The 19,032-nt window shown below is 57.1% G+C and carries 19 protein-coding genes; 16 read left to right on the top strand and 3 right to left on the bottom strand.

The genetic code is table 11. From position 1 onward, the window contains the following. Positions 1–4: 4 nt before the first annotated feature. Complete coding sequence (locus tag BN1121_RS02280) at positions 5–1,963, top strand: MtrB/PioB family decaheme-associated outer membrane protein (RefSeq protein WP_005350516.1); 1,959 nt, start codon at positions 5–7, stop codon at positions 1,961–1,963. A 50-nt stretch (positions 1,964–2,013) separates the two neighbouring features. On the opposite strand, the gene BN1121_RS02275 is transcribed toward BN1121_RS02280, so the two are convergent. After that, positions 2,014–2,622 carry a flavin prenyltransferase UbiX gene (locus BN1121_RS02275; RefSeq protein WP_005350514.1) on the bottom strand — a complete coding sequence of 203 codons (609 nt, stop codon included), beginning with the start codon at positions 2,620–2,622 and terminating at the stop codon, positions 2,014–2,016. Beyond that, complete coding sequence (gene mpl, locus BN1121_RS02270; RefSeq protein ID WP_005350512.1) at positions 2,619–3,986, bottom strand: UDP-N-acetylmuramate:L-alanyl-gamma-D-glutamyl-meso-diaminopimelate ligase; 1,368 nt, start codon at positions 3,984–3,986, stop codon at positions 2,619–2,621. Before mpl ends, BN1121_RS02275 begins: the two co-directional genes overlap by 4 nt. Positions 3,987–4,147: 161 nt before the next feature. Here mpl and ppa point away from each other — a divergent pair, with 161 nt between their 5' ends. Continuing rightward, complete coding sequence (ppa, locus tag BN1121_RS02265; RefSeq protein WP_005350511.1) at positions 4,148–4,675, top strand: inorganic diphosphatase; 528 nt, start codon at positions 4,148–4,150, stop codon at positions 4,673–4,675. Between the two features lie 54 nt (positions 4,676–4,729). Here the strand turns inward: ppa and BN1121_RS02260 are convergent, their stop codons facing one another. Further along, positions 4,730–5,077 (bottom strand): hypothetical protein, encoded by a 348-nt coding sequence (locus tag BN1121_RS02260; RefSeq protein WP_005350509.1) that lies wholly within the window; start codon positions 5,075–5,077, stop codon positions 4,730–4,732. Between the two features lie 162 nt (positions 5,078–5,239). Between BN1121_RS02260 and BN1121_RS02255 the strand changes: the two genes are divergently transcribed. The 14 genes from BN1121_RS02255 (at position 5,240) to BN1121_RS19125 (ending at position 18,730) form a co-directional block, all read left to right on the top strand. Further along, positions 5,240–6,115 carry a hypothetical protein gene (locus BN1121_RS02255; protein WP_005350499.1) on the top strand — a complete coding sequence of 292 codons (876 nt, stop codon included), beginning with the start codon at positions 5,240–5,242 and terminating at the stop codon, positions 6,113–6,115. 184 nt (positions 6,116–6,299) lie between these two features. Further along, positions 6,300–6,842 (top strand): YtfJ family protein, encoded by a 543-nt coding sequence (locus tag BN1121_RS02250; protein WP_005350495.1) that lies wholly within the window; start codon positions 6,300–6,302, stop codon positions 6,840–6,842. 30 nt (positions 6,843–6,872) lie between these two features. Next, positions 6,873–7,145, top strand: a complete 273-nt coding sequence (locus BN1121_RS02245) for a hypothetical protein (protein ID WP_005350492.1) — start codon at positions 6,873–6,875, stop codon at positions 7,143–7,145. A 57-nt stretch (positions 7,146–7,202) separates the two neighbouring features. Further along, the gene (locus BN1121_RS02240) at positions 7,203–7,766 is read left to right on the top strand and encodes a DUF2796 domain-containing protein (protein ID WP_005350487.1); all 564 of its coding nucleotides are present in this window, start codon (positions 7,203–7,205) and stop codon (positions 7,764–7,766) included. 3 nt (positions 7,767–7,769) lie between these two features. Then, on the top strand, positions 7,770–8,459 hold the full coding sequence (locus BN1121_RS02235; protein ID WP_005350483.1) for an ABC transporter ATP-binding protein: 690 nt from the start codon (positions 7,770–7,772) through the stop codon (positions 8,457–8,459). Next, positions 8,453–9,700, top strand: a complete 1,248-nt coding sequence (locus BN1121_RS02230; protein WP_005350481.1) for an ABC transporter permease — start codon at positions 8,453–8,455, stop codon at positions 9,698–9,700. Before BN1121_RS02235 ends, BN1121_RS02230 begins: the two co-directional genes overlap by 7 nt. Before the next feature lie 19 nt (positions 9,701–9,719). Next, positions 9,720–10,193 (top strand): DUF3299 domain-containing protein, encoded by a 474-nt coding sequence (locus BN1121_RS02225; RefSeq protein ID WP_005350478.1) that lies wholly within the window; start codon positions 9,720–9,722, stop codon positions 10,191–10,193. Positions 10,194–10,294: 101 nt separating this feature from the next. Beyond that, positions 10,295–11,149, top strand: coding sequence for a TIGR03899 family protein (locus BN1121_RS02220; RefSeq protein WP_005350475.1), 855 nt, complete (start codon positions 10,295–10,297; stop codon positions 11,147–11,149). Between the two features lie 592 nt (positions 11,150–11,741). Continuing rightward, positions 11,742–12,740, top strand: a complete 999-nt coding sequence (lpxM, locus tag BN1121_RS02215; protein ID WP_005350473.1) for a lauroyl-Kdo(2)-lipid IV(A) myristoyltransferase — start codon at positions 11,742–11,744, stop codon at positions 12,738–12,740. Between the two features lie 968 nt (positions 12,741–13,708). Continuing rightward, on the top strand, positions 13,709–14,197 hold the full coding sequence (locus BN1121_RS19130; protein ID WP_161624293.1) for a class I SAM-dependent methyltransferase: 489 nt from the start codon (positions 13,709–13,711) through the stop codon (positions 14,195–14,197). A 520-nt stretch (positions 14,198–14,717) separates the two neighbouring features. Next, positions 14,718–15,017 (top strand): hypothetical protein, encoded by a 300-nt coding sequence (locus BN1121_RS02205; RefSeq protein ID WP_231552985.1) that lies wholly within the window; start codon positions 14,718–14,720, stop codon positions 15,015–15,017. Between the two features lie 610 nt (positions 15,018–15,627). Next, positions 15,628–16,095 carry a hypothetical protein gene (locus BN1121_RS02200; RefSeq protein WP_043597091.1) on the top strand — a complete coding sequence of 156 codons (468 nt, stop codon included), beginning with the start codon at positions 15,628–15,630 and terminating at the stop codon, positions 16,093–16,095. A 434-nt stretch (positions 16,096–16,529) separates the two neighbouring features. Further along, positions 16,530–17,537, top strand: a complete 1,008-nt coding sequence (locus tag BN1121_RS02195; protein ID WP_043157302.1) for a hypothetical protein — start codon at positions 16,530–16,532, stop codon at positions 17,535–17,537. 89 nt (positions 17,538–17,626) lie between these two features. Further along, positions 17,627–18,730 (top strand): ATP-binding protein, encoded by a 1,104-nt coding sequence (locus tag BN1121_RS19125; protein ID WP_043157300.1) that lies wholly within the window; start codon positions 17,627–17,629, stop codon positions 18,728–18,730. Positions 18,731–19,032: the final 302 nt, after the last annotated feature.

Genomic DNA, 19,032 nt, shown 5'->3' with positions numbered 1-19,032 from the left:
AGCCATGCGCCACTACACTCTCTGCCTGCCCCTGCTGACGGTCTTCGCCAGCCAGGCCGCCGACGACTATGCCCTGCAACAGGCCAAGCAAGCCGATACCGGGCGCTGGCGCTGCAACGCGTGCGAGCCCTATCAGGGCTGGCACGGGGAGGTCGGGGTTGGCGTCGGCTACCTCAACGATGACGGCGCCAGCCGCTTTCGCAACTGGGTGCCCACCAACTATGACCAGGGAATGCTTGGCACCCTGAACGCCGACCTCCACTACCGGGGAGAGGGGAGCGAATATGGCCAGATGCAGGCGACCGACCTTGGTCTGAAGCGCTTTTCCATCGCCACCGAGGCGGGCCGCTACGACGGGCTGAGGGGACGCTTCGAATATCGCGAGAGCCCCTACTACTGGAACCGGGGGGTGAGCGTCTATCAGGGTGAGGGGGGAGTCCTCTCGGCCGGCCCCCTCACCCCGTTTGACAAGGAGACGGTGCGAAAGCAGGTTTCACTCGGTCTGAAATTCACCCCCAAGAGCCCCTGGCAGCCCCATGCCAGCCTGCGCCATGAGACCCGGCGCAGCACCCTGACCGGTTACACCAGCACCCTGCCCGGGCTCGGCGCCATGCCGGGATGGCTCCCCATACCTCAGGATCAGAAGACGACCCTGATGGATGCAGGGGTGAGTTACCTCGCCAAGGGGTGGTTGGTCGATCTCAGCTACTACGGCTCTCTCTACACCAACGAGCATGAGGCTCTCTACTACGGCAGCCAGGCCAACCCCTATCTCAATGATCGCGCCTATGAACCCGACAACGACTACCACCGCCTCACCCTCTCCGGGAGGAGCAACTGGGATCGCCAGAGCCTCACCGGGCGAGTCATGATGAGTCAGGCCACCTCCAGCGGCGGCCTCAATCCCTTTGCCAACACGCCGGTGACCCAACAGAACTTCAACGGGCGGGTGAATACCTGGCAGGCCGACGCCCGTTGGCTCAACCGGATATCCCGGGCGCTCACCCTCAAGGCCAGTGCCGAGCATTATGACCGCCAGGATGAGTCGGATCGCTACGTGGTGACGGGTCGGCAGCGTCCCCTGACCGACCGCAGCCACAGCAAGGGGGAGCTTGGCGCCAGCTATCGCCTCTCCCGCACTCTCAAGCTGGAGGGCGGCTATCTCTACCGGGGCGACCAACGGGACGAGGCCGATCGGCGTGAGACAGATCTGCACACCATTTTTGTGCGAGGCCGCTACCAGCCGGTCGGCCCCTTGAGCGCCGGCACCAAGTTAAGCCTCAGCCGCCGCACCGGCTCCGAGTGGCTGGGGGATAGCGGCGGCAGTCCTACCCTGCGTCAATATTATCTGGCCGACAGAGACAGGGCCGAACTCAGGGGGGATCTCACCTGGCAGGTGAACGACCCCCTGGCCCTCACGGCAGAGGCCTGGTGGGCCGAAGACAGTTATCCCGAGCCCGATATCGGGCGCAGCCAGGACAGGGACTATGGGGTCGATCTCGCGGCCAACTGGTCGCTGCCCGAGCGACTCGATCTCAGCCTGTTCCTCAATCAGCAGTGGATAGCGTCGGATCAGCAACACGCCTACCGCTATGCCCCCGATTGGGCTCCCTATCAGACCCTGGTGCGCGACGAGATCACCACAGTGGGGCTGGGGCTCACCAAGAAGCAAGCTCTGGAGCGGGATCTGACCCTGGGGCTCGACTACAGCTACAGCTATGGACGGGGTCGCAATGAAGCCAGTGCCGGCTATGACTATCCGGATCTCACCAGCACCTTGCACCGGCTCAGCGGCTACGCCCTCTACCAGCTGGACGAACGCCAGGCCCTCAAGCTGGATCTGCGCTACGAGCGGGTGAGCGATGAGGACTACCTCTATCTGGGGGAAGAGGCCAACTTGGGTGAATGGAACCAACACTACGGGGGCTACTTCGGAGGGGTCTCCTGGCTCTATCACTTCTGAAAACGAAAAAGGGGGCTCACAGGCCCCCTTCTCATATTCATGCCGCGCCCCTAGGTGGGGGAATAGCCCCAGCGCTGACACAGGGTGTGCTCTACCTCTAAATGATCGAGCACGCGCGCCACCATGAAGTCCACCAGGTCATCGATGCTGCGCGGCTCGTGATAGAAGCCCGGCGCGGCCGGCATGATGGTCACCCCGAGACGCGCCAGACTCAGCATGTTCTCCAGGTGGATGGCCGAGAACGGCGTCTCGCGCGGCACCAAAATGAGCTGGCCGCGCTCCTTGATGACCACATCCGCCGCCCGCTCGATGAGGTTGTCCGACGCTCCGTGGGCAATGGCAGATACTGTCCCCATGGAGCAGGGGCAGACCACCATCTGTTTGGGGGCCGCCGAGCCGGAGGCCACCGGCGAGAACCACTCCTCCTTGCCGCAGGCGACGATCTGCCCCTCGCGAGCGCCGTAGTCGGCGCACAAGCGCGCCGAGAGGGCCTGGGGCGAAGCGGGCCAGTCGATGCCCTGCTCTGTCTTGAGCACCACCCGGGCGGCGCTGCTGGCCAGCACATAGACCCGATAGTCGGCCTGCACCAGACATTCGAGCAGGCGCAGGGCATAGGGGGCGCCGGAGGCGCCCGTCAGGGCGAGGGTGATGCGTTTCATGCCAGGCCGTGATACTCCTTGAGGCGGGTCAGCAGCTTGTCGTGAATGCCGCCAAAGCCACCGTTACTCATGATGAGAATATGATCCCCGTCGCGGCACTCGGCCACCAGCCGGTTTACCAGGGTCTCCAGATCGCCAAACACCTTGCCCGGCTTGGCCATGTGACGGGTCACCTCCCCCAGATCCCAGCCGATGTTGGGGGGCTGGAAGAAGAACACCTCGTCGGCATCGCCAAAGCAGCCGGCCAGCTCCTCCTTGTGCACCCCGAGCTTCATGGTGTTGGAGCGCGGCTCCAGCACCGCCAGGATGCGCTCGCCGCCGACCCGCGCGCGCAGGCCGCCGAGGGTGGTGGCGATCGCCGTCGGGTGGTGGGCAAAGTCGTCGTAGACCCGGATGCCGGCCACCTCGCCCTTGAGCTCCATGCGCCGCTTGGGAGACTGGAACTCGCACAGGCCTTTGATCGCGTGCTCCACCATGACCCCGGCGTGGCGGGCGGCGGCGATGGCCATCAGACCGTTGTTGACGTTGTGCTCGCCGATGCAGGACCAGTGCACCTCACCCTGCTTCTGCCCGTCCAGCCACACCTCGAAGGCGGAGCCGTCGGCCTTGAGTTTGACCGCGCGCCAGGTGGCGTCTTCCCCCACCAGCTCGACCTCGCTCCAGCAGCCCATCCGGTGCACCGCCGCCAGGTTGGCATCGGCCTTGGGATAGAAGACCCGCCCGGTGCCCGGCACGATGCGCAGCAGGTGGTGGAACTGACGCTGGATGGCGGCCAAGTCAGGGAAGATGTCGGCGTGGTCGAACTCCAGGTTGTTCATGATGAGGGTGCGCGGGCGGTAGTGAACAAACTTGGAGCGCTTGTCGAAGAAGGCGCAGTCGTACTCGTCGGCCTCGATCACGAAGAAGGGAGCGGCGCCGAGCCGTGCCGACACCGGGAAGTTACCCGGCACGCCACCGATGAGGAAACCGGGCTCCAGCTTGGCGTACTCCAGCACCCAGGCCAGCATGCTGGCGGTGGTGGTCTTGCCGTGGGTGCCGGCGACGGCCAGCACCCAGCGATCTTTGAGCACGTGCTCGAGCAGCCACTGGGGGCCGGAGACATAAGGCAGGTTGCGATTGAGCACATATTCCACGCAGGGGTTGCCACGGCTCATGGCGTTGCCGACCACCACCAGATCCGGCGCCGGATCGAGCTGGGCGGGGTCATAGCCTTCGATGAGCTCGATCCCCTGCTGCTCCAGCTGGGTGCTCATGGGGGGATAGACGTTGGCGTCCGACCCGGTGACCCGGTATCCGAGCTGCTTGGCCAACACGGCCAGACCGCCCATGAAGGTGCCGCAGATCCCGAGGATGTGAATGTGCATACCGCTTCCTTTTCATGTCAGTAGGGCGCCATTCTAGCAATCACGCCCCCGGTTTGGCACGGGAAGGATGGCGCGAGGCGCCTGATATGGTCATTTGAAGCGAGCTCGCTATAATGTGCGTCTGCACTTTATTTCCGCCTCAACCGTTTTAAGGAAACGTCATGAGCCTGAACCTGGTACCGGCCGGCAAGAGCCTGCCCGAAGACATCTACGTCGTCATCGAAATCCCGCAAAACGCCGACCCGATCAAGTACGAAGTCGACAAGGACAGCGGCGCCATCTTCGTTGACCGCTTCATGGCCACCCCCATGTTCTACCCGTGCAACTACGGCTACGTGAACGGCACCCTGTCCCTGGACGGTGACCCGGTTGACGTGCTGGTTCCGACTCCCTACCCGCTGCTGGCTGGCTCCGTCATTCGCTGCCGCCCGGTTGGCGTGCTGAAGATGACCGACGAATCCGGTCAAGATGCCAAGGTAGTGGCCGTTCCGCACTCCAAGCTGACCAAGCAATACGACCACATCCAGGACGTCAACGATCTGCCTGAGCTGCTCAAGGCCCAAATCCAGCACTTCTTCGAGCGCTACAAAGAGCTGGAAGCCGGCAAGTGGGTCAAGGTTGATGGTTGGGGCGACAAGGCCGAAGCCGAGGCCGAGATCCTCTCCTCCGTCGAGCGCGCCAAGAAGTAAGGCGTGATCGAAAAAGGGGCGCCCACGGGCGCCCCTTTTGCATTCTGGCCTCACCTAGTGCGGTGCGTCCGGCACGGTGCGCGGCGTGGCCGGAGCCTGCGGCTCGCCGCGAATGTAGATATCCTTGCCGTCCTGGTTGTATTGCCGATACCACTCCCCGCCACAGCGATAGCTGCCATCGTCTTTGCTCACCAGCTCACAGTTGACCGGCAGCACCTCGAGCCACTTGAGCGCCTCCTGATGGCGCAGCCACTCCTGCCACTCGTGTTCACGCGCCAGTTGATCGCGCAGGGCAAAGGCATCCACTTTCTGATCCCCGCGCGTCACGGTCACGCTCCCCGCCATGGCCGGCACCGCCATGCCCAGTGCCACCAACAACAGACCCGATCCCCAGGCGCCCATTTCTCCTCCCATACCGATTTTTTTTAGAAAAAAAAGAACAGCGATTTCATGAGCTTGTTTAGAAAGCAGACAGATAGTGCTCCATCGCCGTACGGATTCACCTAGAAATTAACTTATTCCCTTGGCACACGCCGTCAAGGGGTCACTACGGAGTGAACAGCCATGAAGTGGTTCCCTGTCCTGCTGAGTATGACCCTCTCTCCCTTCACTCAGGCCGAAAATCTGACCCTGCAGTGGCAATGGCACTCACCGGATGGCCACAAACACCACATCACCTTCTCGGCCGATGAGAGTGCGCTCGAGGCCAGCCGCCTGGAGATGGTCACCCTGGACAAGGCCCTCAACTTTCCCCTCGAGACCCTGTTTGACCAGATGGGAGAGAAGCTGCAGGGGACCCTCGCCGAGATCAACCGGCTCAGCCCGGAGGGAGCGGTCAAGTTTGCCAACCTCGAGCAGGCTTTCGCCCTGCGAGATCAGAGCCCGGAGTCCATCATCTTCTGGCAGGCATACCATCAATATCAGGAAGATGCCTTCTATGCCCTGCGCATCACCCCTTGCGTTCACCCGACCGATCGGCGTCTGCCCTGTGTGCGCCCCAACTACTCCCAGCTCTTTTATCAGCTCAAGCATGCGCTGCAGCCCCTGGCCAGGCAGTTTATCCAGCCCGACACCGCCAAGAGCGTCGCCCTGATTCAGGAGTGGATAGCGGCCATCCCCAGCCCCAAAGAGCAGATGGATCACTTCGCCCCTCCCCTGCAGGCACTTCAGCAAAACCGGGCCGACAGCGACGAGCGGGCCCTGCTGATGGCGGCCCTGCTGGCCGAGCTGCTGCCTGACTACTCGCTCTCTATCATCTACCCCGATATCAGCGTCGGCAGCGTCTCCCCCGCCTGGCTCGCCATCACGGCCGACAGTGGCATCAAGGGTGAGACGGTCCAGATCAACAGCCAACCCCATGTGCTGCTCACCGGCTCTCCCGTGCTGGTGCAACAGATGATGCTGTCGAAGATCCCTCTGGTCAGCGAACCCCTCTATTGATCCACTGATCCAACCAGTAGCAGGGGCAGTGGCATTTGCCGCTCCCCGTGGCATGCTGCGTCCCCTCATGATGCCGGCCACACCACTTAACACTTTTTAAACAGGTCGGATCAGATTAGGATACATTTTGCCCGTTCCCACTGGGCTCAAACCGTTATAACATAACAAAAGGAGTGTCATCAGGATGAAACACCTGGCTCTTACCCTGGCGCTGCTGTCGCCCCTGGCCATGGCTCACAACATCAAGGAATCCACCCCTGTTCCGGTCGTCAAGATCAGCGACAGTGGCGAGCTGGTGCTCAGTGGCAAGGATATCGCCTACCAGCCCTGGCAGAGCGGCGTGCTCACCGGCAAGGTCTACCTGATCCAGCACATCGCGGGTCGTTCCAGCGCCAAGGAGCTCAACGCCCCGATGATCGAGGCGATTAAGGCCGCCAAGTTGCCCCATGAGAAGTACCAGACGGTCACCATCATCAACAGCAATGATGCCATCTGGGGCACCTCGGGCTTCGTCAAGAGCAGCGCCGAGGACAGCAAGAAAGAGTTCCCCTGGTCGAGCATGGTGCTCGATGCCAAGGGCATGGCCCGCAACGCCTGGGATCTGGCGCCGGAGAGCTCGGCCATCGTGCTGGTCGGCAAGGATGGCAAGGTGCTGTTCGTCAAGGATGGCCAGTTGGCACAAAACGATATTGAACAGGTCATGGGGCTGATCAAGTCCCATATCTAACCAAGAGGAGCAGGGGCGATCCCCATCAAGATGTTCAAGATGCGCGCCCTGCTCTGGCTTTGGCTGTCGGGTTGGCTATGGATGCAACCCGCCCTGGCGGTGCACCAGCTCGACAGCCTGGCTCCCGATCACCCCCATCTGTGCCAACTCTGTGCCGTCCATCTCGATGGTAAGTGGCTGCCCGGCACTGCCGCGCCGGCACTACCCTCACCGCCGGGCACCCCGCAGGCCACCCCTTGCCTGCACGAATTCATCCCCCTCTCGGCCCCCGGCCACTACCCGATCCGGGCACCCCCCTGTTAAATCGCCTCTACTCGAGCCTCTGATGGCACCAATCCCTTTGATTTAACAGGAGTAACTATGAAGACTATCGCCCTGATGATGGCGGCTGCCGCCTTTTCTGCCAGCGCCCACCACGACGATCACGCCAGTGCCGGTCACGGCGCCCACGAGCACGGCCACGGCCAGCTCAACCTGGTGCAAGACGGTAACCAGCTGATGCTGGAGCTGACCACCCCCGCCGCCGACCTGATCGGCTTCGAGCACGCACCGAAAACTGACGACGAGAAGGCCCGCATGGCCCAGGCCCTGGCCCGGCTCAAGGCCGCCGAGGGCCTGTTCATCCCGACTCCCGCCGCCGGCTGCACCCTGACCGAACAGGTGATTCAGGGCGGTCAGGAGGAGGATGAGCACGACCATGACCATGACCATCATGATGCCAACGATCACGACCACCACGAGGGGCACGCTGATCTCGGCGCCACCTACACCTTCACCTGCCAACAACCGACCGAGCTCAAGGGGCTCGAGGCCGGCCTCTTCACCTTCTACCCGAGCCTGGAGAAGCTGACCGTGCAGGGCTTGATCCCGGGTGGCCAGGTGGCCGGTGAGCTGACCCCCGACAACAAGACCCTGGGTTGGTAAGCCATGAGCCGTACCGTGGTAAACATCAGTGATCTCGGCTTCGCCTGGCCGGGCCACGACCCCGTGCTCGAGATCCCGTCACTGACCCTGCTCGAAGGGGAGCGGGTCTTTATCAAGGGACCGTCGGGATCGGGCAAGTCGACCCTGCTGGGGCTGCTCGCCGGCATTCAGACCGTCAACCACGGCACGCTCGAGGTGCTGGGCCAATCACTGGCCCAGCTCTCCTCCCGTGCCCGCGACGGGTTTCGCGCCGCCGAGCTCGGCTACATCTTCCAGCAGTTCAACCTGCTGCCCTATCTCGGCGTGATTGAGAACGTCACCAGCGCCCTCACCTTCTCGCCGCAAAAGCGCGAGCGCCTCTGCGCCCCGCCCGAGGCCGAGGCCCGCCGCCTGCTGCGCGCGTTGCAGCTGCCCGACGAGCTCCACACCCGCCCGGTGCACGCCTTGAGCATCGGCCAGCAGCAGCGGGTGGCCGCCGCGCGAGCCCTGATAGGCTCCCCCCCTCTGGTGATCGCCGACGAGCCCACCTCGGCCCTCGACAGCGACAACCGGGCCGCCTTTATCCGGCTCCTGTTTGAGGAGTGTGACAAACAGGGCTCGACCCTGATCTTCGTCAGCCACGACCCAGGCCTCGAGCCCCTCTTCCCCCGGGTCGAAGATCTGCGCCAACTGAACCGGAGGAGCCAATGTTAAGACTCGCCCTGCAGAGCCTGTGGGCCCGCCGGCTTACCGCCGGCCTGACCCTGCTCGCCGTCGCCGTCAGCGTCACCCTGCTGCTCGGGGTGGAGCGGGTGCGCACCCAGGCCCGCGACAGCTTCGCCAGCACCGTCTCGGGCACAGACCTCATCGTCGGCGCCCGCTCCGGCCAGGTGAACCTGCTGCTCTACTCCGTGTTTCGCATCGGCAACCCCACCAACAACGTGGGCTGGGACACCTACCAGAAGATCCGCGCCCAGCGCGGCATCGCCTGGACCATCCCCCTCTCCCTCGGCGACTCTCACAAGGGGTTTCGGGTGCTCGGCACCAACGGGGACTACTTCAAATACCTGCGCTACGGCCGCCAGCAGCCCCTGACCCTGGCCGAGGGGCGCCCCTTCGAGACCCCCTTTGAGGCTGTGCTCGGCGCCGACGTGGCGCGCAAGCTCGGCTACCGGCTCGATCAATCCATCGTCATCGCCCACGGGGCCGGCAACACCTCGTTCACCCGGCACGACAACCTGCCGTTCAAGGTGGTAGGGATCCTGGCCCCCACCGGCACCCCCATCGATCGCACCGTGCATGTGCCGCTCGCCGGCATAGAGGCGATCCACCTGGGGTGGGAGACGGGGCGCCACAGCAAGGCGGTCTCCGCCGAGCAGGCGCTGGCCCAGGATCTCACTCCCAAGACCCTCACCGCCTTCATGGTGGGGCTGAACCAGCGCATTCTCGCCTTTCAGCTGCAACGCGCCATCAACACCTGGCCGAGCGAACCCCTGATGGCCATCCTGCCGGGCGCCGCCCTGCAAGAGCTGTGGGGGCTGATGAGCGTGGCCGAGACGGCGCTGGCTGTCATCGCCGGCTTCGTGGTGGTGGCCGGCCTCATCGGCATGCTCACCACCCTGCTGGCGGGGCTCAACGAACGGCGCCGCGAGCTCGCCATACTGCGCTCCCTCGGGGCCACGCCGCGCCACCTGTTTGCCCTGCTCGCCCTGGAGGCGGTGGCCCTCACCAGCATCGGCATCCTGATGGGGCTGGGGCTGCTCTACGGTGCCCAACTTATCGCGGCGCCGCTGCTCTCAAGCCACTATGGCCTGCAATTCCCCCTCACCCTGCCCACCTTGCGCGAAGGGCAGCTGCTCGTGCTGGTGTGGCTGGCCGGCCTCGTCATCGGGCTGCTGCCGGCCTGGCGCGCCTACCGCTACTCCTTGAGCGATGGCATGAGCATTCGTTTTTGATCTGACAAGAGGAATACCGATGAAACGTATCGCACTGGGCCTGCTGGCCCTGCTCTGGATGGGATCGGCCGGCGCCACCCAGTACAAGACCATCGACTGGGACGCCCTGATCCCCGCCAACGAGCGCAATGCACCGCCCCCTGCGGTCAGCCATGAAGGGAACCCCATGTCAGCCCCGCAACCGGTCGGCGGCGTGGTCAAGGCGCTCAGTGAAAAGCCGGTGCGCCTGCCCGGCTTCGTGGTCCCGCTGGAGGGGGATGCCAAGACCATCACCGCCTTCCTGCTGGTGCCCTACTTTGGCGCCTGCGTTCACGTGCCGGCCCCGCCCACCAACCAGGTGGTCTATGTGCGCTTCCCCAAGGGGGCGCCGGTGGACGACCTGTGGGACGCCATCTGGGTCAAGGGCACCATGAAGGTGGTGAGCTCGACCCACGAGATGGCCACCGCCTCCTACGCCATGGAGGCGGTCGAGGTGGTCCCCTACGAGGAGTAACCTCCGCCCGCGGCATAAACCGAAACCACCGCCTCATGCGGTGGTTTTTTCATGGCCCATCCGGGAGTAACATCTCGTCATTGCATCACAGGGAATGCGTCATGTCCGATCTCCCCCCACCCAAGCGGGAAAACACCAACATATTGAGCAGCCAGGAGCAGACCCTGCGCCTGGCGCGCAGCCGCCATATCGACGGCATGCTGACCAAAAACAGCGACAGCACCTTCGAGCAGCGCGCCACCTTTCGCCTCGCCGCCGAGCAAGCGACCCGCCAGCGCAACCTCGAGACCATCATGGTAATGGCCCAGCGCCACTGCGGCGAGATAGTGGCCGGGGGCGAGCCGGATCCGGACTGGGTGACCCGCTTCTTGCAGCTGGCCGAAGAGATAGGCTCTGTGCCCATGCAGCAGCTGTGGGGGCGCATCTTCGCCCTCGAGGTGGTGACACCGGGCAGCTTCTCCATCCGCGCCCTGGCCACCCTCAAGGAGATGACCCAGCGCGATGCCATGCTGTTTCAACGCCTGTGCGCCCTCTCCTGCCACTATGCCGGCAGTGACGAGCGGCGCCTGCTCACCGGCCTCTATCAGGGCGCCCGGCTGCTGACCCGGGCCAAGAGCAGCCATATGGGGCTCGGTAAATACCGCCTCCCCTACAACGCCCTGCTGCAGCTGTTCGAGCTGGGGCTATTGCACAAGGGAGAGCTGGAGTCGGGCGATCTGCCCGCCGAGGGGCTGGAGCTGGCCTTTAGCCACCAACGCTGGCGCCTGCATGGCAAGCAGGGCCACATCAAGCTTATCTACTACCGCTTCACTCCGGTCGGCAACGAGCTGGCCCGTCTGCTCGAAGAGCCAACGCTCGAGGAGTACCTCAAGGATCTGCAGGTGCTGCTGGCCCAGGGGCTCGCCATCGAGGTGACGGTGACCGCCACCCCACCTCAGGAGGAGAAGGGGGGATAATCCCCCTCCTCTCTCCCCTCTTTCCGAGAGGCGCTCGGCCCAGCTCCTTGCCTATGCCTGGCACTTTGATGCGGCTACGCCGCATGTGACGCGAGGAGTTCCTCCTCGAGGGGGTTTCGCCTGCCCTTCGGGCTGTGGCGAGTGACTTTTCTTTGCGTGGCCAAAGAAAAGTCACCAAAAGAAAGGCCACCCCCCGCTGATTCGCTCTCCTTCGTCGAGTGCCCTCGCCTCAGCCATCAGGCCAACGGTACGCGCCGACGGTCCATCCTTGGACCGCCGCCTCTCGCTCGACATCCCTGTCTCGCGACCTGGCCTGATGGCCTCATCTCGGCGAATCAGAGGGGGGAACCAATACCCTGCCCCTCTGAAGCTGTTGTTGATGCACTCGGTATTGCAGGAAATCGGGACACCCACCGTTCTGAGCCCCGCATGGTGGTAAACAGAACCAAAATGGTGACTGTCCAATTTTCGGGGCCATGCAGTGGCATATTCGAGGCGGCGATCCCGTTTTTGTCGCACGCGCTGAAGGCATAACTGGTATTACCTGTCGGGATGACTACAATGCAGCTCCCCATTTTGCCTGGCTCATGACATGTCTGCCCCCGATCCCGTTTTTGATTCCTCGTTCGAGGCCCGTTTTCTGCATCCCCGTTACTGGTTGAGCTGGCTGGCGCTGGCCGTGCTGATGTTGCTGGCCTTTGTACCGGTGCGACTGCGGGACCGGCTCGCCGTCGCGCTGGCGCCCCTGGTGTTTCGCATCTCGAAAAAGCAGATCTATATCGCCAGAACCAACCTGGCCATCTGCTTCCCGCACAAGACCCCGGCCGAGCGCGACGCCATCGCACTCACCTCGATCCGGGTCGGCCTCAAGAGCCTGCTGGGGTTTGGCGAGTTCACGGTGCGCAGCCCTCGCTATCTGATGAGCCGGATCCAAGTGAACGGTTGGGAACATATCGAAGCCGAGCAGGCCGCCGGACGCCCTGTGATCCTGGTGGTGCCGCACACCTGGCCGGTGGATGCGGCGGGGTACGCTTTCACCCGGCGCGGCGTGCCCATGTGCACCATGATGAAGCGGGCGCGCAACCCTGTGTTTGACTGGCACCTCAACCGGGCGCGCGCCAAGAATGGCTGCCGGGTGTATGAGCGCAGCGCCGGCATCAAGGCGGTGATCAGAACCATCAAGAACGGCCGCAGCTTCTTCTATCTGCCGGATCAGGACCATGGTCGCGAGAAGAGCATCTTTGCCCCCTTCTTCGGCCATTCGAAGGCGACCCTGCCCGCCCTGCCCCGTCTGGTGGAGACAAGTGGCGCCAAGGCGGTGCCGCTGCTGGCCTGCTATGACGAGGCCAATCACTGCTATCGGCTGGAGATAGAGGCGCCGTTCGATAACTACCCCAGCGGCGATGTGATGGCGGACACCTGCCGGATGAACGACATGGTGCAGCAGCAGCTGAGCCGCTATCCCGGTCAGTACATGTGGTTTCTCAAGATCTTCGATACCCGTGAGGATCAGGAGGGGCCGGATGGCCTCTACGAAGCCGGGATCCAGCGCATCAGAAAGGGGCTCTCCCCGCACCCCGACGGGGTCTAGTCTACCGCTTCAGCGCGTAGGAGCTCGGTCGAGCTCCTTGCCGATGGCTGGCACTTTGATGCGGCTTCGCCGCATGGGATGCGAGGAGTTCCTCCTCGAAGGGGTTTCGCCCGCCCACTTGGAGGAGCTCAGTCTAGCTCCTTGCCTACGACGGGGATCTTGAACACGAGGGCCTTGCCCTCGAAGGGGTTTCGCCCGCCCTGCGGGCTTTGGCGAGTGACTTTTCTTTGCGTGGCCAAAGAAAAGTCACCAAAAGAAAGGCCACCCCCAGCCAATCCGACCGCTACGCGGTTTCCCTCGACTCGGTCGCTAGGTCGGACGGACCGCTGCACACGGCACGTTCATGTGCCGCCTGCGGCTGCGCCATCATCCCTGATGGCGCTCCTGACCTTGCTCTCTCACCTCGGCGGATTGAAGGGGGAGCCAATACCCTGCCCCTCTGAAGCGGTTGTTGATGCACTTGGTATTGAAGATCTTGCCCCTCTGGCGCTCCTGACCTTGCGCCCTCCCCTCAGCGGATTTAAGGGGGCCAATACCCTGCTCTGCGGCTGTTGCTGATCGCTGAAACAACGAACCGATAAACCCCCTCGCTATCACGGCGCTACCCCAGCACTCCCTAGGCCGATTAATTTATTGATCTTGCTCAGGAAACCATCATCTCCCTCTTCCCTCCCCCGCTTCGCTCGCTAACATAGCCGTTTGGCAACCGTCTCACCGGAGTCACCCATGAGCCAGGCCTGCACCACATCGCCGGTTAACAGCAGCAGACTGGAGGCTGTCATTCAGGGGCGGTAGCCTTGCCGACGCTTGCCATAGCCAATGCCTTCGCTTTTTCTATACAGTCGTAATGGTTGCGTAAAAAATAGGTCAAGAGAATACATTCAGATCCAGCGGCAAGATGTAAAGTGATTGATTTAATGTCGCATTCCGTATCAGGCTGGAGCGGAGTTATATTTTCGAGGGAATTAATGGAACTATACGAAACTGGAAACGCAAACATCTGGTCGGCTCCCTATATTCGAGAGCAACTGCTAAGAGCACATCTAAATCCAGATTCTGATGCAGCGAGCCGTAAGCCAAAAACAATCAGAGCAACCGTTGACTGGGTTCTAAAAAATCAGTCTGGTACAGGCTCTATTATTGATCTTGGCTGCGGACCAGGTCTTTACACTCAGGAGTTTTCCGCTCGCGGATGGGCAGCTGTAGGTGTGGATATTAACGAATCAGCGATTAAGCATGCTATTGAGTCAGGAAAAGAAAAAGGACTGGATGTTCAGTATCATCATCAGTCTTACCTCGAAAAAATGGATATTGGTGATTTTGATATAGCAACCTGTATCTATTGTGACTTTGGAGCATTGACAAGCGAACAACAAAAAACGTTTCTCTTGAATGTTTATCAGTTACTTACCCCAGAGGGCGTGTTGGTATTTGATGTATTCGGAAAAGGTATTTAGAAAAATAAAATAGCAGGACTCTCTTGGGAAAAAGTAAGTGCCGGTGGGTTCTGGTCAGAGTCACCCTGTTACGTTCTGTCAGAATGCCAGCATTTTGATAAAGAACAGGTTTGGGGACAAAAATATATTGTCATCCCCGCCTCAGGCGAACCATCAACCTATGTGCTATGGGATCATTACTTCACAATTGAGAAACTGGAGTCATTGCTTTTGGAGACCGGGTTTTCTGTTATCGAAACAAAATCCGACCTCGTTCAGGAAAGCGACTTCACTTCTCAGGACGTTTTATTTGTGCGTGCCAGAAAAATCTAATAATTCATGCGATCCAACGCAGCTCCGCGGTACGACTTAATTCAGGTATTAGAGCGACTCCAGATCCGAGTCTCAATCAAACACTAAATTGTGACACCCATAGTGTTGAGTGCTGCGTTGTGGCCAACAGAACCAAAATAGTGACTATCCAAATTTTAACATACAATGTCTTTCGCACATTACACAAATTAAAGAGTTCAGAGGCAACATGAACAATACAGACGCAGTACCGCCATATGAGGCCGAAGAAATAGGTACACCACTGGATTACACATCTGACATGTACCGTGTCTATTTCGAGATTCGTGATCATGATGGTATGGCCAAGAAAATCATCTCTGGTTTTCTTGGCCCTGCACGTGCTGAAAAAATAGAACCCTTGGCCCATGGCTATGAAATGGAGCTACCCATTCAATGCATACCTGAAATAATCAGGCTGTTGGCAACTGAAAACATAGCAATATATCAGGTCGTACGCTATGCAAAAACCAATAACACTTGGAGCTAGTATTTTTACCATAGTGCCATGCCGACCTGATCCACTTGCATTTGTGGCCTCAGCGGGATTGCTGATTTCAGCATGATCGCACCTTATTCTGATCGACAAAGACGAAGTGAAAATACGAACAATATATTTATTATTGCTCTTTTTAGATGCTCAGTAAGCACCAAATTGGGACACCCGCCATCTGAGCGCCTCATAGTGGCCAACAGAACCAAAGTGGTGACTGTCCCAATTTTCTTCCAAAGAATCCCTTGCGAGGTCGGGTGTTTTAAATGAAATTGAAAGGGTTCTTGAACGAGAGGCCAAGGAAGGCGGTTCAGAAATTCTTATCCCTATCACTCTAGATGATTTTGTGTACGGTGACTGGGCACCAAGTAGAACTGATATTGCAGATCAAATAAGATCCAGAGTTATTATTAAATTGGAAATTGGTTCTGATCAAATAGATAGTTCGATCGAGAAGTTAGCTAATGTTTTAAAGTCAAATGGCTAACAAGGCGCTGCAACCGACAGCCAAAACTGTCACTTGTTTTGCAAAAAGCTCCAAAACAAGCGCCATTTTTGTCTACGGCTGAGCGCGGCGTTAAATGCCCAAATTAAGCTTTGAAGTCAAATGAAAGAATATATACATAAATTTCGAAATGCTCTTTTGCAAGTAGTTGATTACCAATCACACAAATATTTCATGTTACCAAGATGGGGGGAGTTAAATTCTTTCCCTTTCGGTTCATGCGATATTGCAAATAATATGCTGGCAGCGTACCTCAGAGAAAAAGGTTTTGAACCAAAGATTATATGGTGTTTGAATAATCATGAGAGCTATCCAGATGTAAAAAGTCATGTATGGATTCAAGTGGAGAATGAATTTATCGATATTACGGCAAATCAATTTACTAACTATGTAAACTCTAGAATATACATAGTACAAAGACATAGCCCAGAAATGCTTAATGAAATTTACGACCATTGCAAACCGCAGGGTATCCATTATTTTAAAGAAAGAGATATTGATCTTACCTCAGCTACGTCAAGTGCAGGAGCTCTTTATCGAGAGGTTGCTAATATAGCAAATTCTATATAGGGCATTTAACAAAGTCGTAAACGCGGACAAATAACAGTTGGCTTTGTTCGTGCTTCACAAATTTTAGCCAACTATTATCTGCCGGTTACAACGGCGTTATGAGTAGGTCGTAAATCGTGGATAAAAAGGCTCTTGAAAGCGTTTCTACAGAGTGTAGGAATTAGGATTCTGGGACACCCACCATTTTGATACCTTGCCGATAGCACTCTTTCTAATGACGAAAAGAATTGCCGTTTCTGGATTTTTTCTTTACATGATGTAGTCACAAGGCAGAAAATTTTTGAGTTTAGAGGCTCTCAGAATGAAGCTGATGCCTGTGAGGCTCGAGCAGAAGAAATGAGAGCGCTATTGCGCCAGCGGATTCTGGGACACCCACCATTTTGTTGCTCACACCTTAACAGGGCGTTATGCACTCCATATTAGAGAACCATGATATGAAAGAATCGAAGAAAAAGTTTTTATCCGAGTTTGCAGTAAATTTGTGCTCTGCTAGATGGCTTTTAACATCAGCCAGTCAGTTTATGACTGGCGGGACTATGGGGGCGCAAGAGCAGGATGTGGCAAATAACTGCCATATTTATGTAATAGGAAAAACTCCGATTATTTCCTATTGTAAGGAATCATTTAAATATCAGGATGGGGTGTTATCTGGAAAGATAATATACCGTATTGAAGGGGTTTTAAGAGAAAAGAAGTTTTCATTTGAGTTTCCATTGTTGGATGGGGCGACCGAGGTAAAACTCTCAGCATACCCACATCGAGAAATATTAACTCTAGATGAAGACGGAAATGAAATAAGATACCTTCCAGCTAGCGCTATTTGTATGGGAAGTGGATGGCATCTCGAAAACACAGAGCTTAGTGATATCGAAGTGCTATATGTTGGGCAAGCATTTGGTGATGGAACAAGGACAGCATTTGATAGATTAAAAAGTCATTCGACATTGCAGAAAATTTTAGCCCAAGCTCAATATGAATCCCCTGAATATGAAGTTCAGATACTAACATTCGAGTACGCTCCATATAGAATAATCACGCAAATGGACGGCAGAGCAGGAAATGTAATATCAGATTATCGAGATATGGACCGTTTTAGAAGTATCATTAAAAATCATCTATCAGAGCGTGAACAAATATGCTTGGTTGAAGCTGGGTTGATCAGATATTTCCAACCTCGATATAATGAAATATACAAAGAAAATTTCCCAAGTGATACACATAAGATTTTGGAAAGCTGTTATGACTTGGATTTTTCTGGGCTTATTGTAGAGATAAACACTGAAGAGCTTCGATTTCGCCTATTTTCCCCAACAGTAAAAGCAAGCCATCACCACATATGTAAAGTTGATCTTCTTGATCCGGAAAAAAGATGGGGGTTCTTCCATTATGGAAGAGGTGATGGTTCTTTTTTAAAAATGCCAGATGTCATTGTTCGGAAGTGAAGTGCTAACAAGGCGCTGCTGGCGGACAAATTTTCCGCTGCGCTTTAAATTTGACGCAGAGCGCGACGTTATATGCATCATGAGGAAATATGGAAAAACTGTTAGATAACCTACTTTCGTCAAAGAGTGAGGGGCTGTGGTGGGATTTTAAACAGAAATTTCATGATAACCTCTTTGACTTACTACATGACATTACGTGTTTGGCAAACGTGATTCACGATGGCGATCGATTTTTGATATTCGGTATAAATGATGACTTTGAGGTTGTTGGCTTAGACTCAGAGGAGTGTCGTTTTTCTCAAGCCGATGTTATTGGCTATCTAAGACAGCAGCCATATGCTGAAAAATCTGTAGCGGTTTTGAGCATTAAAAATGAAAGGCTAAAGCCTTTCTACTTTACGAAAGAAGTTAATCATCGCAATAAAATACTCAGAGCAGGTACGGTATATTCACGGATAAAGGACACAAATACACCAAAAGACTCTTGTGCAAACCCTCAAGATATTAAAGCAATGTGGCTGGAGCGTTTTGGGCTTGATTTACCTGCTGCAGCTCGCTTTAAACTGCTCCTAGAAGATACAGATAACTGGATCTACAATGGAGTTAATGGTGCATTTTATGCGTTGGATCCAGATTTTACTATATCGATATCTGAAGATGATTATCGAGGTGGTAATTTTTGGTGGCAAAATACTCTAATTGAAAAACCCGTAAAGTACGATTATTTGCTTAAGTACAAAAATGCCGTTATGCATGAGTTGCCTGTCGTTCACTTTCAAAATGAAGGTTTATGCGTTCCATTTCCTGATGTCGAGTATGTAACTCACCCGGAAAAGAGAGATGGACTAGATGCAAAGTTTTATTGTGATCTTTTTTACTATACCAAAGGCACATTATCGTATGCGCTATTCGAACATTTGCGCAAAATTCATACTGACGAACCCGACTTAAGTACTCCTATTGTTACACAGATAAAGCCTCCAATTATAAAGCTCCCATTTTTTATCTTAGATAAAAATGAGCAACTTAAAGAGCTTTGTAGTTCGTATCTGCTTGCATATAAGAAATTTGTTGAAAACCAAGATGACATTGTTGCGGATAGTATTTATCAAGGAAAAAATATGGATCGGTACAAGCTTGAGAGGGTCTTCTCAGAGTGGGCGTTTAGTGAGGTAACCGAAAAATGCATATAGGTAAAATCGGGACACCCACCATTTCGAGCGCCGAGTAGCGGCCAACAAAACAGAGCCCCCTCAGTCACGGCCGGGCAGGGTATTGGCCCCCCCTTCAATCCGCCGAGGGGAGGGAGCAAGGTCAGGAGCGCCATCAGGGATGATGGCGCAGCCGCAGCGGGGCATGGATGCTCCATCTGCGGCGGTCCGTCCGACCTAGCGACCGAGTCGAGGGAAACCGCATCGCGGTCGGATTGGCGGGGGAAGGCCTTCTTGGTGACTTCTTGGGCCAGCAAGAAGTCACTCGCCACAGCCCGCAGGGC

It is taken from the genome of Aeromonas diversa CDC 2478-85 (assembly GCF_000819805.1).
In the GTDB taxonomy this organism is placed as follows: Bacteria; Pseudomonadota; Gammaproteobacteria; order Enterobacterales; family Aeromonadaceae; genus Aeromonas; species Aeromonas diversa.
This window is presented reverse-complemented; position numbering and strand designations above follow the sequence as displayed.

Bases quoted from the DNA above. Each gene is read 5' to 3' on its own strand.
- BN1121_RS02250 (WP_005350495.1), top strand. From the start codon at position 6,300: ATGAAACACCTGGCTCTTACCCTGGCGCTGCTGTCGCCCCTGGCCATG.
- BN1121_RS02205 (WP_231552985.1), top strand. From the start codon at position 14,718: ATGAACAATACAGACGCAGTACCGCCATATGAGGCCGAAGAAATAGGT.
- ppa (WP_005350511.1), top strand. From the start codon at position 4,148: ATGAGCCTGAACCTGGTACCGGCCGGCAAGAGCCTGCCCGAAGACATC.
- mpl (WP_005350512.1), bottom strand. From the start codon at position 3,986: ATGCACATTCACATCCTCGGGATCTGCGGCACCTTCATGGGCGGTCTG.
- BN1121_RS02255 (WP_005350499.1), top strand. From the start codon at position 5,240: ATGAAGTGGTTCCCTGTCCTGCTGAGTATGACCCTCTCTCCCTTCACT.
- BN1121_RS02220 (WP_005350475.1), top strand. From the start codon at position 10,295: ATGTCCGATCTCCCCCCACCCAAGCGGGAAAACACCAACATATTGAGC.
- BN1121_RS02275 (WP_005350514.1), bottom strand. From the start codon at position 2,622: ATGAAACGCATCACCCTCGCCCTGACGGGCGCCTCCGGCGCCCCCTAT.
- BN1121_RS02260 (WP_005350509.1), bottom strand. From the start codon at position 5,077: ATGGGCGCCTGGGGATCGGGTCTGTTGTTGGTGGCACTGGGCATGGCG.
- BN1121_RS19125 (WP_043157300.1), top strand. From the start codon at position 17,627: ATGGAAAAACTGTTAGATAACCTACTTTCGTCAAAGAGTGAGGGGCTG.
- BN1121_RS02195 (WP_043157302.1), top strand. From the start codon at position 16,530: ATGAAAGAATCGAAGAAAAAGTTTTTATCCGAGTTTGCAGTAAATTTG.
- BN1121_RS02230 (WP_005350481.1), top strand. From the start codon at position 8,453: ATGTTAAGACTCGCCCTGCAGAGCCTGTGGGCCCGCCGGCTTACCGCC.
- BN1121_RS02245 (WP_005350492.1), top strand. From the start codon at position 6,873: ATGTTCAAGATGCGCGCCCTGCTCTGGCTTTGGCTGTCGGGTTGGCTA.
- BN1121_RS02240 (WP_005350487.1), top strand. From the start codon at position 7,203: ATGAAGACTATCGCCCTGATGATGGCGGCTGCCGCCTTTTCTGCCAGC.
- BN1121_RS02235 (WP_005350483.1), top strand. From the start codon at position 7,770: ATGAGCCGTACCGTGGTAAACATCAGTGATCTCGGCTTCGCCTGGCCG.
- BN1121_RS02225 (WP_005350478.1), top strand. From the start codon at position 9,720: ATGAAACGTATCGCACTGGGCCTGCTGGCCCTGCTCTGGATGGGATCG.
- BN1121_RS19130 (WP_161624293.1), top strand. From the start codon at position 13,709: ATGGAACTATACGAAACTGGAAACGCAAACATCTGGTCGGCTCCCTAT.
- lpxM (WP_005350473.1), top strand. From the start codon at position 11,742: ATGTCTGCCCCCGATCCCGTTTTTGATTCCTCGTTCGAGGCCCGTTTT.
- BN1121_RS02280 (WP_005350516.1), top strand. From the start codon at position 5: ATGCGCCACTACACTCTCTGCCTGCCCCTGCTGACGGTCTTCGCCAGC.
- BN1121_RS02200 (WP_043597091.1), top strand. From the start codon at position 15,628: ATGAAAGAATATATACATAAATTTCGAAATGCTCTTTTGCAAGTAGTT.